Here is a 13,730-nt window from a genome sequence, read left to right as displayed (position 1 = left end):
ATGCCCAGGCGGGCGTGGGGCGGCCCGACCGGAGGCTGGGCTGGTTTGGGGCACGCTGGAAACGCCTTGCGCTGATCCGGTGCAAGTGCCGAAATCCCTATCGATTGCGCAGCCGCTTGAGATCGGGGGCTGTTTCGAGCTAGAGTCCTGCGGCTTAACCGCGCAGATCCTATGTTAAGGAATCCCCATGACTTACTGCCTTGCCATCAAGGTCGACGAGGGGCTGGTGTTCGCCTCCGATTCCCGTACCCATGCCGGTGTCGATTACGCCAGCGTTTACAGCAAAATGTACCGCTTCGATTTGCACAGCGACCGCATGATGATCGTCCTGGCCGCCGGCAATTTGGCCACGACTCAGGCTGTGATCAATCTGATACGACGCGATCTGGAAAATCCGGGAGCGCTCTACAATCTGAACACGGCGGCCTACTTATACGATGCTGCGTCCTACATAGGTGGAACCAGCGTACGGGTTCAGGAGCAACACGCCAGCGCAATGCAGCGTAGCGGCGTCTCGGCCGAGGCCAGCTTCATCCTGGGTGGCCAGATCCAGGGGCAGCCGCCCGAAATTTACCTCATCTATCCCCAGGGCAATTACATCACAGCATCGCCCGACACGCCTTATTTGCAGGTTGGCGAAACCAAGTATGGCAAGCCGATTCTCGATCGGATGATCTCCCCCACCACGACGCTGGAAGATGCGGCGCGCTGCGCCCTGGTCTCCATCGACTCGACGATGCGCAGCAATATCTCGGTCGGCCCCCCGGTGGAGGTCGCCTTCTACCGGCGGGACTCCTTTGCCATCGGCCATTATCTGCACCTGGATTATTCCAGCCCCCTCTATGCTTCGATCCAGAAGCAGTGGGCCGAGGGTATACGCAACGCTTTCACCCTGTTGCCACGGTTCGAGTGGGAAGCAACCGGATCGATCGGTTCAGAACAGAGCCAATAGGGCCAGCAAGCCAACACCGGCGCTGATCAGAATGATTTTCAGGCGGTGACGCAGATACCAGGCCTTGGCCTCGGCGACCATTCGTTGCCAGTTATCCTCGATCCGTCGCCTGCGCTCGTGCCACCTGCGGGCGAACTTGCCGGCCAGCAGGCTTCCCAGCCACACCACGACGCCGATCGTCAGCCAGGCCGTCAGGACCTGGGCGCCGCGCGGCGTGAGGCCGAGCACGGTTTCGAACACCGTGTCCAGCAGCATCTCCAGGGCTTCGAGAAGGAGCTCTGCGGTATGCGAAAGGATTTCCACGACGAGTTCGCCTTCGATGGCGACGACGAGCAGGACCACAAAAGTGACGAAGAGATAGAATTTGCTCGCACGCATGAGTCCGAACGGATGCCGTCATGGTTGATGGTGGGGTGAAGAAGCGACCGGCCGCTCCTTGCCGAAGCGATCGGACCCGCAGCGTCGGTATTTTAACCGTAAAATGAAACTTTTTCCGTCTAGGTTTTCAGGGGATACGATGAACCGGCGACCGCATGAGGCTGGCCAGGCAACACGGGAAGCGGAGCATGGCAGGTGTCTGGCCGATGGCATCCGGCCGTTCCATGTCATGGCGATCCTGGCGCGCGCGAAGGCGCTGGAGGCGTCCGGGCGTTCCATCGTTCATCTGGAAATCGGCGAGCCGGATTTTCCGACGCCCGAGCCGGTGAACGCGGCGGCGACCCGATTCCTGTCCGGCGGGCAGGTGCGCTATACCCCGGCCGCCGGGTTGCCTGAGCTACGGGAGCGCATCGGGAGATACTATGCTGAGCGCTACGGTACAGGGGTCTCACCCCAGCGGATATTTCTCACACCCGGCGCATCGGGTGCGTTTTCCCTGGCGCTGGCCGTGGCCTTGGCACCCGGTCGGCGCGTTATGCTGGCCGATCCCGGCTATCCCTGTTATTCCAATTTCGTGCATCTGTATTCCGGCGAACCGCATGCCGTGCCGGTGAGGGCGGCGCATGATTTCCATCTGGACGCAGACCTGTGCCGGACGCATTGCGGAGGAGAGGTACCGGTGGCGATCAGCGCCTCGCCTTCCAACCCGACCGGCACGGTCATGCGTGCCGCGGTATTGCGGGAGCTGGTACAGTGGTTCGAAGCCGAACAGGGCATCCTGATTTCGGACGAGATTTACCACGGGTTGGAATACGGTGGCCGCCCGGTCAGCGCGCTGGAGTTTGGCGACCATGTGTTCGTCGTCAACAGCTTCTCGAAATATTTCGGCATGACCGGCTGGCGTCTGGGCTGGTTGGTCGTGCCGGAGGCATATGCGGCTGCGGTGGAGCGGGTGGCTCAGAACATCTTCATTTCGGCGCCGACGCTCTCACAGTACGCAGCGCTGGCGGCATTTTCGGAGGCGTGCCTTGCCGAATTGGAACGGCGCCGGCGGGCTTTCGAAGCGCGCCGTGATTTTCTTTGGGGGGAACTGGTGAAGCTGGGATTCGGGGTGCCGGCCCCGCCGTCCGGGGCGTTCTACATCTATGCCGACTGCTCGGCGTTCACTGATGACAGCGCGGAGTTCGCCGCGCGCCTCCTGGAGCAGGCCGGCGTCGCGGTGACGCCGGGCAAGGACTTCGGCACCCAGTCACCGGAGCGTTATCTGCGCTTCGCCTACACGGCCGACATCCCCGTACTACAGGAGGCGGTCGAACGGATTCGCCGTTTTGTCGGCGGCTAAAAAAACCGGTCTCAACGGGGCCGGCTGATTTCCTGCATCTGGGCTTCGATCCAGCGCTCGGCCTGGGCGGTGATTTCCGCCGCGTCGAACTTGGCGGCGTCGATCGGTGGGCCGACGCGGACCTGGATGGTGCCGGGATACTTCAGGAAAGCACGGCGGCTCCAGTATTCGCCGGCGTTATGTGCTACCGGCACCACCGGGCAGCCGGCACGATGAGCCAGCATGGCGCCGCTGGCGCCATAGTGCCCCTTTTTGCCGGGTGCGACTCGGGTGCCTTCCGGGAACACGACCACCCACAGCCCGTCTTGCAGCCGTTTGACGCCTTCGTTCAGCACCTCCTTGAGCGCTGCCGTCTTGTGGGAGCGGTTGATGGCGATGGGTTTGAGGGTCGCCATCGCCCAGCCCCAGACCGGCAGCCTCAGCAGTTCCTGCTTGAGGATGAACACCAGGGGCGGGAAGATCACTTGCAGTGCGAGGGTCTCCCAGGCCGATTGGTGCTTGCAGAGGATTACGCCGGGCTGGGCTGGAATGTTTTCCCGGCCCTGGACCTGAAAGTCCAGCCGGCATACGGTTTTCAGCATCCATAGATTGAACCGGACCCAGCAGTTGGCCAAGGCCCAGCGCATGCCGAACGAGAAGGGCCGCGCAGCGATCATGCACGGGCTGATCACCAAGGTGGACAAGGTCATGCCGGCGAAAAACACCGCCGAACGCAGGATGATCTCAAGTTTGGCTGAAAACGATATATTGTGCGGCTGCATACAAATCGGGGAAAGTGGGGACGTCGAGTTCGGGATTCCGCTCCAGTGTGCGCGTGCCCTTGCCGGTTTCGACCAAGATCGGCACGGCGCCTGCCGCCGCTGCCGCCTCGATATCGCGCAGCGAATCGCCCACGGCCGGCGTGCCGGCGAGTTCCACGCCATACTTTTCAGCGAAGGCGCGGAACAGGCCGGGTCTGGGTTTGCGGCAGCCGCAGACGTCTTCGGGCCCATGCGGGCACAGGAAAATGTCGAAGATTTCGCCGCCGGCTTCCCGCACCATCGTCCTCATCTTGTCGTGGATCGCTTCCAGCATGGCTGGGCTGAACAACCGGCGGGCAATGCCGGACTGGTTGGTCAGCACCACGACCCGGAAGCCGTGGTGGGTCAAGAGGGCGATGGCATCGAGGCTGCCGGGGATCGGGCGCCATTCCTCCGGTGACTTGATGTACTCGTCGGAGTCTTGGTTGATGACGCCGTCCCGGTCCAGGATCACATAGTGCATATCATTGGGCCGGCTGCAGCGCGGAGATGTCGGCGATGTTCAGGAACAGCCCTTCGATCAGGGCCAGCAGGCCGAGCCGGTTGCTGCGCAGGGATTCGTCCTCGGTCATCACCATCACTTTGTCGAAGAAGGTGTCGACGCTGTCCCGCAACTGTGCCAGCCGGCACAGCGCCGAGGTGTAGTCGCGAGCATGCAGCAGCGGCAGGATGTCGGCATGGGCCTGGCGGGCCGCGGCCAGCAGTGCCTTTTCCGAAGGCTCGATCAGGATCCGTTCCTCCGCATTCGCAACCACCGTTTCGCCCGATTTGCGCAGGATGTTGCGGATGCGCTTGTTGGCCGCGGCGAGGCTTTCGGCGGCGGTGAGACCCCGGAATTCGCGCACAGCAGCGAGCCGGCCGAGGAAATCCACCAGGTTGGTCGGCCGTAGCGCCAGCACGGCTTCGAATTCGTCATGGCGGTAGCCCTGCTCCAGGCAGTAGCCGCGTAGGCGTTCGTAGAGGAAGTCCAGCAGCGCCGAGCGGGTTGCCTCTGGGTCGAACCCGTGGGGGAGCAGTTTCAATGACTTCTCCAGCAGGATTTCGATATCCAGGTCAAGGTGTTTTTCGATCAGGATGCGAATGACACCCAGTGCAGCGCGGCGCAGGGCGTAAGGGTCGCGGTCGCCGCTGGGAATCAGGCCGATGCTGAAGATGCCGGCCAGGGTGTCGATCTTCTCCGCCAGCGCCAGGATTTCGCCAGTGCGCGACGTGGGCAGCGATCCGCCCGAGACCTTGGGCAGGTACTGCTCCTCGATGGCGAGCGCGACTTCGTGGGGTTCGCCCTCGGCCAGCGCGTAATAGCGGCCCATGATGCCCTGCAGTTCAGTGAACTCGCCGACCATGTGGGTTAGGAGGTCCGCTTTCGCCAGCAGGGCGGCGCGCTCGACGAAGCTGGGGTCTACGTTCAGGGATTCGGCGATGAATACCGCCAGCTGCTGTACCCGCCGGGTCTTGTCGAAAACGGAGCCGAGCTTGTTCTGGAAGGTGACCTGACTCAGTTCCTCCACCCGATCTTCCAGGGTGCGTTTGCGGTCCTGGTTCCAGAAAAATTCGGCATCCGCCAACCGCGGCCGAACCACGCGTTCGTTGCCCTCGCGGATGACCTCGGGTCGGCGGCTGGCAACGTTGCTGAAGGTGATGAAATGGGGCAGCAGTTTACCCTCGGCGTCGACCACCGGGAGATACTTCTGGTTGTCCTGCATGGTGGTGATCAGCACTTCCGGCGGCAGGCTCAGATAGCGCGCATCGAAGCTCCCCAGCACCGGCACGGGCCATTCGACCAGGGCGGTGATCTCGTCCAGCAGATCCGGGTTGATCAGCGGCTTGCCGTTCGCCGTCGCGGCCGTTTCCCTGGCGAGCCGCTCGATCCGGGCACGGCGTTCGGCGAAGTCGGGCAGCACGTGGCCGTGGGTCGAAAGCAGCCCGGCGTATTCGCCGGGGATCGCGATCTCGATCGGATCGGGCGCATGGCACCGGTGGCCACGGGTGGTTCGGCCAGAGGCGACGCCGAGAATCTCGCACTCGACGACCGTCCCGCCGTAGAGCAGTACCACCCATTGCACTGGCCGGACGAATTCGGCCATCCCCGCGCCCCAGCGCATGCGCTTGGCGATCGGAAGGGCGGCCAGACTATGGCGGATGATGTCCGGGATCAGGGCTTCGGTGGGTCTGCCACGGATTTTCTGGATCACACCCACCCACTCGCCTTTTTCGGTCTTCAGTGTGATGAGCTGATCGGCGGTGACGCCACAGCTTCTGGCGAAACCTTCGGTAGCCTTGGTTGGGGCGCCCTGGGCATCGTAAGCCACGTTCAGCGCCGGGCCGCGTCGCTCAATGGTCTGGTCCGGCTGGGCGGTGGCCAGTTTGTGGACCAGTAGGGCGAGCCGGCGCGGCGTGGCATAGGCCTTGATGGAGGCATAGGACAGCCCGGCTTTTTCCAGTCCAGCCGCCACGTTGTCCCTGAGTGCTTCACTCAGTTTGAGCAGGGATTTGGGCGGTAATTCCTCGGTGCCCAGCTCGAACAGCAGATCGCGGGTCTCAGCCATGAGCATGCCCCTCCTTGGTGTCGAGCATGGGGAACCCCAGGGCCTCCCGGCGCTGGTAATAGGCTTCGGCCACGGCTTTGGCGAGTTCACGTACCCGCAGGATGAAGCGCTGGCGTTCGGTGACCGAGATGGCCCGGCGAGCATCGAGCAGGTTGAAGGCATGCGAGGCCTTCAGCACCATTTCATAGGCGGGGAGGGGCAGTCCCAGTACGATGAGCTGGCGGCATTCCCGCTCGTAAGTGTCGAAGGCATTGAAGAGAAATTCGACGTTGGCGTGCTCGAAGTTAAAAGCCGACATTTCGACTTCGTTCTGATGGAACACGTCGCCGTACCGGACGATGCCTTGCGGCCCCTGCGTCCAGACCAGGTCGTAGACGTTCTCCACGCCCTGCACGTACATGGCGATGCGCTCCAGACCGTAGGTGATTTCACCGCTGACCGGCCGGCAGTCGAGGCCGCCGACCTGCTGGAAATAGGTGAACTGGGTCACTTCCATGCCGTTCAGCCAGACCTCCCAGCCCAGGCCCCAGGCGCCGAGGGTGGGCGATTCCCAGTTGTCTTCGACGAAGCGGACGTCATGTTCGAGCAGGTCGAAGCCAAGCAGGCGCAGCGAGTCGAGGTAGAGTTCCTGGATGTCCGGCGGCGAGGGTTTCAACAGCACCTGGAATTGATAGTAATGTTGCAGCCGGTTGGGATTGTCGCCATAGCGGCCGTCGGTGGGGCGGCGCGAGGGCTGCACATAGGCGGTGTTCCACGGTTCCGGGCCGATGGCGCGGAGGAAGGTCGCGGGATGGAAGGTTCCAGCGCCCACCTCCAGATCCAGCGGCTGGAGGATCACGCAGCCTTGCTCGGCCCAATAGCGTTGGAGTGTCAGGATCAGATCCTGGAAGCTCAGGGTTTGGGGTGCGGGGGGATTCGTGGTAGGCACAAGTGGTCCGACAGATTTTCGTGCGGGCGGGAATTATAGCCGAAAGCGCCGGCTCAACCGTTGGGCATTGCTTCCGACTTCAGGCGGAACAGGGCCGAGATGTCGTCGTCGCCGTATCCCTGGGCCATGAGTTCGGCATATTCGTCGCGGGTCCGCCCGCTCAGCGGCAGGGGGATTCCCAATCTGTCCGCCATCTCCAGGCAGATGTTCAGGTCCTTGTGGTGCAGGGCCAGCTTGAAGCCGGGCTGGAAGCTGCCGCGTATCATGGTCTTGCCGCGTTTGTCCAGGAACCAGTTGCCGGCGGCGCCGCTGGAGACTACCTCGATGACCTTGTCCAGCTCCAGCCCCAGGGCTTGCCCGAAGGCCAGGGCTTCGGTTACGGCCTGGTTGATGCCGGCGCACATTACCTGGTTTACCGCCTTGGTGGCCTGACCGGCGCCGGTGTCGCCCATATGCATGATACGGCTGCCCATCGCCGCCAGCACTGGCTGGACTTTTGCCACGGTTTCGGTCTTGCCGCCGATCATCAGGGCCAGGGTGCCGTTGCGGGCGCCTTCTACGCCGCCGCTCACCGGAGCATCGAGAAAATCGCCGCCCGCTTGGCGGACGAGCTCGGCGGCGCGACAGGCGGTGGCTACGCCGACCGTCGAGCAGTCGATGACCGTCGACTCCGGCCGGAGCGCCGGCGCCAACGCCCCGATCACCTCCAGCACATCGGTGTCGGCCGAGACGCAGAGCACGATCACATCGCAGGCCGTGGCCATTTCGGCGAGGTCCGCCCAGGCGGCGGTGCCGGTCTCGGTGGCGAACTTCCGAGCCTTTTCCGGCGTGCGGTTCCAGACGCCGGCCAAAAGGCCTGCATGCCAGAGGTTGCGGGCCATCCCCAGCCCCATGGCGCCGAGGCCGACGAAGCCGGTCTTCATGTTCATTCCTCCAGATAGGTGTAGTTGCTGAGCCCGGCGATCAGTTCGCTTTCGTACTGCTTGCGCTGGTGCAAAGGGATATCCGCCTCGATCAGCTTCTTGCGGTAGGACCGTTCCAGTTCGTCGGGATCGATGTGGACATAGCGCAGCAGGTCGTCGGCGCCGTCGCCCCTTCGGGTATGGGTGAAGGTATAGCCGCCCGAACCGTCCAGTTCGACATTCACCGAGTGGGTGTCGCCGAACAGATTGTGCATGTCGCCCAGGATCTCCTGGTAGGCGCCGACCAGGAAGAAGCCTATCAGATAGGGTTCCCCGGGGGCCGGCGCATGCATACGCAGGGTGTTCTCGATACTCTGGCGGTCGATGTAGGCGTTGATCCGGCCGTCGGAATCGCAGGTCATGTCCTGGATCACGGCGCGGCGGGTGGGCTCCTCATCGAGCCGTTGCAACGGCATGACCGGGAAAATCTGGTCGATCGCCCAGGCATCGGGAATCGATTGGAAGACCGAGAAATTGCAGAATAGCTTGTCGGCCAAGCGTTCGTTGAGTTCGTCCAGCACGGCCCGGTGAGCTCTGAGCCGGATGTCGAGACGCTGCTGCACTTCGTGGCAGAGCGTGGCATGGAGCCGTTCGGCTTCCGCCAGCTGGTCGAGGCCGATCTTGCCCTGGACGTACATGGTCCGGGCTTCGGAAATGTCGAACTCGGCGTCGTGATAGATGCCCAGTACCGATTCGTTGTCCACCCGGCGGAGCAGGTCCTCCAGGTCTTTCAATGGCTGGGCCACCGAGGCGGAGACCGGGCTCGCGTCATAGGTGGCCGCTTCGATGTCGACGACGTTGGTGACCAGCACGGCATGATGCGCGCTCATCGCCCGCCCGGCTTCGGTGATCAGGTCGGGCTGGGGCAATCCTTGGTCGGCACAGAGTTCAGAGAAGGCCCGGACGACGCTGTGGGCGTACTCGTCCACGCTGTAGTTGATCGAGCAGTCACTGACCGAATGAGTGCCCTCGTAGTCGATGCCGAGGCCACCGCCCACATCGACATGATCGACCGGCACCCCCAACCGCCGCAGTTCCGCATAGTAGCGGCCGGCTTCGCGCAGGGCGGTCTTGACGTCATTGATGTTGGCCACCTGTGATCCCATGTGGAAGTGCATCAGTCGTACCCAGCCGAGGCCGCCGGCGCCCTCCAGCCGTTTGAGGAACTTCAGGATTTCACCCGCATGCAGGCCGAATTTGGATTTCTCGCCGCCGCTGTTCTGCCACTTACCGGCGCTGATACTGGAAAGCCTGATCCGTACACCGAGCAGGGGGGCGATGCCGAGCGCTTCGGATTCGCTCAGCACCAGTTCGAGTTCGGACAGCTTTTCGACCACGATGAAGACCCGCAGTCCCAGCCGGCTGCCGATCAGGGCCAGCCGTATGTAGGCGCGGTCCTTGTAGCCATTGCAGATGATGGTACCGGCTTCCGCCAGGGCGAGGATGGCGAGCAGCTCCGATTTGCTGCCGGCCTCGAGGCCGACGCCGCCGGCGCGGAGAATGTTCTCGATGACATTACGCTGCTGGTTGACTTTGATCGGGTAGACCGGCGTATAGCCCCCCCCATATTGATAGGCGGCCCGTGCCTTGCCGAAGGCCGACGTCAAGAGGCGCACCCGGTCGTGCAGGATGTGGGGAAAGCGCATCAGCACGGGCAGGGATAGCCCCTCGGAACGGACGCTGCGGGCGATGGCGGCGATGCTCACGCTTCCCTCGACGGTGCCCCGCAACGGACAGACCACGACGTCACCGTCCGGCGCAATGTTGAAATAGCCATCGCTCCAGTGCTCGATGGCGTAAGTGTCGCGCGCCTCGCTCAGCGTCCAGTTCGCTTTTGTCATGGGGGGCCGTCTTTCAAAAACTCTCAATTATGGGGAGAATGCAACATTTTTTCCACGCAGGAGGACTTCCATGCGCGATACACAGGACTGGTTTACCGAATCCTATCCCGACAATGGCAGTGCGCTGTCCCTGAAAATCAAGGCGAAACTGCACGAGGAGCAGACGCCATTCCAGCGCATCGAGATCTATGACACCGAATGGTTTGGCAAGCTCATGGTGATCGACGGCTGCACCATGGTGAGCGACCGCGACAACTTCCTCTATCACGAGATGATGACGCATCCCGTACTGTATACCCACCCCGCGCCAAAAACGGTATGGATCATCGGTGGCGGAGATTGCGGCAGCCTGCGGGAGGTGTTAAAGCACCCGGAAGTCGAGAAGGCGATCCAGATCGAGATCGATGAGCGGGTGACGCGGCTGGCAGAACAGTATTTTCCCCAGCTGTGCGAATCCAATGGCGACCCTCGCGCGGAGCTGTTGTTCATCGACGGCATCCAGTGGGTCAAAGATGCGCCGGATGCATGCGTCGATGTCATCATCGTCGATAGCACCGATCCTGTCGGTCCCGCAGAAGGATTGTTCAACGAGGCGTTCTTTCGCGAATGCCACCGCTGTCTGCGCACCGACGGTATCCTGGTGCAGCAGAGCGAATCGCCCCTGTTCCACCTGTCCCTCATTACCTCGATGCACCGGATCATGCGGCAGGCGGGTTTTGCCCAGACACGCACGCTGTTCTTCCCGCAGTTCATCTATCCCTCGGGCTGGTGGAGCGCCACCATGGGGGGGAAGGGGGAGCTGAACCGGTTCCGCGCGGATGCGGCGGTGGCGAAGCCGTTCCCAACCCGGTATTACAACGCGGACATCCACCAGGCCGCGTTCGCCGTTCCGGAATTCTTTGGCGAGGCCCTGCGGAAGCGGGTCTGAATGCATGACAGCCAGCCATTTGTCAAGATGCGATCGGTCCGATACTATTTCTCACCATGGAAGCTGACCGCATATACGACTATCTGGAGCGGATTTCGAACCTGATCCGCATGGACGTGCGCCGGTCCGAAAGCTTCAAAGGACTGCAGCCGGTGCAGATCGAAGCCCTCCATTATCTGGCCAGTTGCAACCGCTACAGCAACACGCCGCTGGCTGTCGCCGAATATCTCGGCCTGACCAAAGGGACGGTCTCGCAAACCCTGGCTGTCCTGGAAAACAACGGCCTGATCGTCAAGGAAAGCGATGTCCGCGACCGGCGCGTAGTGCACATGCTGTTGACGGAGGCCGGCAAGCGGCTGGTGGAGGAGTCGATTCCGCCCCGCGTGCTGCGCACGGCGCTGCGCGCCATCCCGCAGGACCAGCGGCCAATGCTGGAATCTGCCCTCGCCAGCGTGCTCCAGGCGATGCAGGTCGCCAATCGGCTCAAGACTTTCGGAGCCTGCAAGAGCTGCCGTCATCACATTGTCCTGGAAGACGCCAGCCGCCGATGCGGGCTGACCGGTGAACAACTGTTCGCAGAGGATGCCGAGATGATCTGCCGCGAGCATCAACTCCCCGCCGGGGATTGAGGAAGGGCGGACAGCCGCAGGGGCTGTCCGTGGTGCCTTGTTTCCGCTGGGCTGCGCCGGTTACAGTGCCTGGTCGCCCGTCTCCCCGGTGCGGATACGGATCGCCTGGTCGATGGAGGTGATGAAGATTTTGCCGTCGCCGATCTTCCCCGTGTTGGCGGCTTTGACGATGGCATCGACCGCGGTGTCGACCAGATTGTCGGCCACCGCGATCTCCAGCTTCACCTTCGGCAGGAAATCCACGACGTATTCGGCCCCGCGGTAAAGTTCGGTGTGGCCCTTTTGCTGCCCAAACCCCTTGACTTCGGTGACCGTCAGCCCGCTCACGCCGATATCGGAAAGCGCCTCGCGCACGTCGTCGAGCTTGAAGGGTTTGATGATTGCAGTGATGAGTTTCATGATCGTCTCCGCGGATCGTTGTTCTTTCTGATGGGCGAATCGTAGCAGCAGCCGCTAAGCCGGTTTGCCCCGGATGATGTCTTCAACGACCGCCGGGTCGGCCAGCGTCGACGTGTCTCCGAGCTGATCCAAGTCGTTGGCGGCGATTTTTCGCAGAATTCGCCGCATGATTTTACCCGATCTCGTCTTCGGCAGGGCCGGCGTCCACTGGATGATGTCGGGGGTCGCAATCGCCCCGATTTCCTCCCGGACCCGTTCGATCAGTTCACGCTTGAGGTCTTCGCTCGGTGTCGCATCGGCAACCAGTGTGACAAAGGCGTAGATGCCCTGGCCCTTGATGTTGTGCGGGTAACCGACCACTGCGGCTTCCGCCACACTGTCGTGCAGCGTCAACGCACTCTCGATCTCGGCAGTTCCCAGCCGGTGCCCCGAGACATTGATGACATCGTCCACTCGGCCCGTTATCCAGTAATAACCGTCGGCATCCCGGCGCGCGCCATCGCCGGTGAAATATTTCCCCGGATAGAGAGCGAAGTAGGTTTCACGGAAACGGTCGTGATTACGGAAAACGGTGCGCGCCTGGCCTGGCCAGGACGCGGCGATGGCCAGGACGCCCTCCGCCGGGCCCGTCAGCTCGTTGCCCTGGGCGTCCAGGATGACGGGTACGACACCGAAGAAAGGGCGGGTGGCGGAGCCGGGTTTGAGTGGCGTGGCGCCGGGAAGCGGCGTAATCATGATGCCGCCGGTTTCGGTCTGCCACCAGGTATCGAGCACGGGGCAGCGTTTTTCGCCGACTTCCTGGTAGTACCACTCCCAGGCTTCCGGATTGATGGGTTCGCCGACCGAGCCCAGTATTCGCAGGCTGTGGCGGTCGGCCTGCTTCACCCAGTCCGTGCCCAGTCCCATGAGGGCCCGGATGACGGTCGGCGCCGTGTAGAAGATGCTGACCTGGTATTTGTCGATGATCTGCCACAGCCGTGCCGGTGTGGGGTAGGTCGGCACGCCTTCGAACATCAAGGTGGTCGCACCGTTGCACAGGGGGCCATAGACCACGTAGCTGTGGCCGGTGATCCAGCCGATGTCCGCGGTGCACCAGTACACTTCACCGTCGCGGTAATCGAACACATATTTGTGAGTGACGGCGGCGAACAGCAGGTAGCCGCCAGTCGTATGGACTACTCCTTTCGGTTTGCCGGTCGAGCCGGAGGTGTAGAGGATGAACAACGGGTCTTCCGCCTCCATGTCCTCGGGTGGGCAGTCGGGCGAGGCGGACTCCACGGCCTCGTGAAACCAGCGGTCGCGTCCTTCGGTCCAGTCCACCGGGCGGGCGGTATGGCGCACCACGAGTACGGTTTCGACGAGGGGGCACTGGCTCAGCGCGGCATCGACGTTGTGCTTGAGCGGTACGAATTTGCCGCCCCGCCGGCCCTCGTCGGCACAGACCACGAGACGGCAATCGGCGTCCAGAATCCGGTCCTTCAATGCCTCGGAGGAAAATCCGCCAAACACGATCGAATGTATGGCGCCAATCCGAGCGCAGGCCAGCATGGCCACGGCGGCTTCGGGGATCATCGGCAGATAGATGCATACCCGGTCGCCTTTGCCTACACCGTGGGACTTGAGTACATTGGCAAACCGACAGACCCGGTCGTGCAGCTCACCGTAGGTCAGGCGGCGCTGATCGCCGGGCTGATCGCCTTCCCACAGAATGGCCGTTTGGGCTCCGCGATCCGCCAGATGGCGGTCCAGACAGTTGTAAGACACGTTCAGGCGGGCGCCGGAGAACCATTCGATGGCCGGCGTGTCGAAATTCCATCGCCCCACCCGCTGCCAGGGGGCGTTCCAACTGACGAACTCCTGAGCCAGCTCGGCCCAGAATCCTTCCGGGTCCTTGACGGACCGGTCATACATTTCCCGATAAACTTCCTCGGTTATTCTGGTGGATGCTGCGATATCGGCGGGTACGGGATAGACATGTTCTGTTTTCATTGAGTCGTCGCTCGTCCGGTCGGCTCCGGATTGTAC

General features: G+C 62.6%; 13 protein-coding genes. 4 read left to right on the top strand and 9 right to left on the bottom strand.

Going from position 1 to position 13,730, the window contains the following annotated elements:
• Positions 1–187: 187 nt before the first annotated feature.
• Positions 188–952, top strand: coding sequence for a proteasome-type protease (locus N4J17_RS16100; protein ID WP_198322840.1), 765 nt, complete (start codon positions 188–190; stop codon positions 950–952).
• Here N4J17_RS16100 and N4J17_RS16095 read toward each other — a convergent pair.
• On the bottom strand, positions 935–1,330 hold the full coding sequence (locus tag N4J17_RS16095; protein ID WP_198322839.1) for a hypothetical protein: 396 nt from the start codon (positions 1,328–1,330) through the stop codon (positions 935–937). The genes N4J17_RS16100 and N4J17_RS16095 overlap by 18 nt on opposite strands.
• Positions 1,331–1,469: 139 nt before the next feature.
• On the opposite strand from N4J17_RS16095, the gene N4J17_RS16090 reads away from it, so the two are divergent.
• Positions 1,470–2,672: an aminotransferase class I/II-fold pyridoxal phosphate-dependent enzyme gene (locus N4J17_RS16090; RefSeq protein WP_198322838.1), complete on the top strand. Its 1,203-nt coding sequence runs from the start codon at positions 1,470–1,472 to the stop codon at positions 2,670–2,672.
• Between the two features lie 11 nt (positions 2,673–2,683).
• Here N4J17_RS16090 and N4J17_RS16085 read toward each other — a convergent pair whose 3' ends face one another.
• The 6 genes from N4J17_RS16085 to speA are packed head-to-tail and all read right to left on the bottom strand — an operon-like array spanning position 2,684 to position 9,749.
• Positions 2,684–3,433: a lysophospholipid acyltransferase family protein gene (locus N4J17_RS16085; protein WP_198322837.1), complete on the bottom strand. Its 750-nt coding sequence runs from the start codon at positions 3,431–3,433 to the stop codon at positions 2,684–2,686.
• The gene (gmhB, locus tag N4J17_RS16080) at positions 3,396–3,935 is read right to left on the bottom strand and encodes a D-glycero-beta-D-manno-heptose 1,7-bisphosphate 7-phosphatase (RefSeq protein ID WP_198322836.1); all 540 of its coding nucleotides are present in this window, start codon (positions 3,933–3,935) and stop codon (positions 3,396–3,398) included. Before gmhB ends, N4J17_RS16085 begins: the two co-directional genes overlap by 38 nt.
• 1 nt (position 3,936) lies before the next feature.
• Positions 3,937–6,018 carry a glycine--tRNA ligase subunit beta gene (gene glyS, locus N4J17_RS16075; RefSeq protein ID WP_198322835.1) on the bottom strand — a complete coding sequence of 694 codons (2,082 nt, stop codon included), beginning with the start codon at positions 6,016–6,018 and terminating at the stop codon, positions 3,937–3,939.
• Positions 6,011–6,946, bottom strand: a complete 936-nt coding sequence (gene glyQ, locus N4J17_RS16070) for a glycine--tRNA ligase subunit alpha (protein ID WP_198322834.1) — start codon at positions 6,944–6,946, stop codon at positions 6,011–6,013. The genes glyS and glyQ overlap by 8 nt, the downstream gene beginning before the upstream one ends.
• A 53-nt stretch (positions 6,947–6,999) precedes the next feature.
• Positions 7,000–7,869, bottom strand: coding sequence for an NAD(P)-dependent oxidoreductase (locus N4J17_RS16065; protein ID WP_232470441.1), 870 nt, complete (start codon positions 7,867–7,869; stop codon positions 7,000–7,002).
• Positions 7,870–7,871: 2 nt separating this feature from the next.
• The gene (gene speA, locus N4J17_RS16060) at positions 7,872–9,749 is read right to left on the bottom strand and encodes a biosynthetic arginine decarboxylase (RefSeq protein ID WP_198322832.1); all 1,878 of its coding nucleotides are present in this window, start codon (positions 9,747–9,749) and stop codon (positions 7,872–7,874) included.
• A gap of 70 nt (positions 9,750–9,819) precedes the next feature.
• Between speA and speE the strand changes: the two genes are divergently transcribed.
• Both speE and N4J17_RS16050 read left to right on the top strand, forming a co-directional pair.
• Positions 9,820–10,677, top strand: a complete 858-nt coding sequence (gene speE / locus N4J17_RS16055; RefSeq protein ID WP_198322831.1) for a polyamine aminopropyltransferase — start codon at positions 9,820–9,822, stop codon at positions 10,675–10,677.
• Positions 10,678–10,733: 56 nt separating this feature from the next.
• A complete protein-coding gene (locus N4J17_RS16050; RefSeq protein WP_198322830.1) occupies positions 10,734–11,306 on the top strand; it encodes a MarR family winged helix-turn-helix transcriptional regulator in 573 nt (190 codons plus the stop codon).
• A gap of 60 nt (positions 11,307–11,366) precedes the next feature.
• Here N4J17_RS16050 and glnK read toward each other — a convergent pair whose 3' ends face one another.
• Both glnK and acs read right to left on the bottom strand, forming a co-directional pair.
• Positions 11,367–11,705: a P-II family nitrogen regulator gene (gene glnK, locus N4J17_RS16045; protein ID WP_198322829.1), complete on the bottom strand. Its 339-nt coding sequence runs from the start codon at positions 11,703–11,705 to the stop codon at positions 11,367–11,369.
• Between the two features lie 54 nt (positions 11,706–11,759).
• Positions 11,760–13,694 (bottom strand): acetate--CoA ligase, encoded by a 1,935-nt coding sequence (acs, locus tag N4J17_RS16040; protein ID WP_198322828.1) that lies wholly within the window; start codon positions 13,692–13,694, stop codon positions 11,760–11,762.
• Positions 13,695–13,730 lie beyond the last annotated feature (36 nt).

Origin of the sequence: Methylococcus capsulatus (assembly GCF_036864975.1) — a bacterium.
Taxonomy (GTDB): Bacteria; Pseudomonadota; Gammaproteobacteria; order Methylococcales; family Methylococcaceae; genus Methylococcus.
The sequence above is the reverse complement of the archived record's forward strand: the minus strand, read 5'-3'. Positions and strand labels throughout refer to the sequence as shown.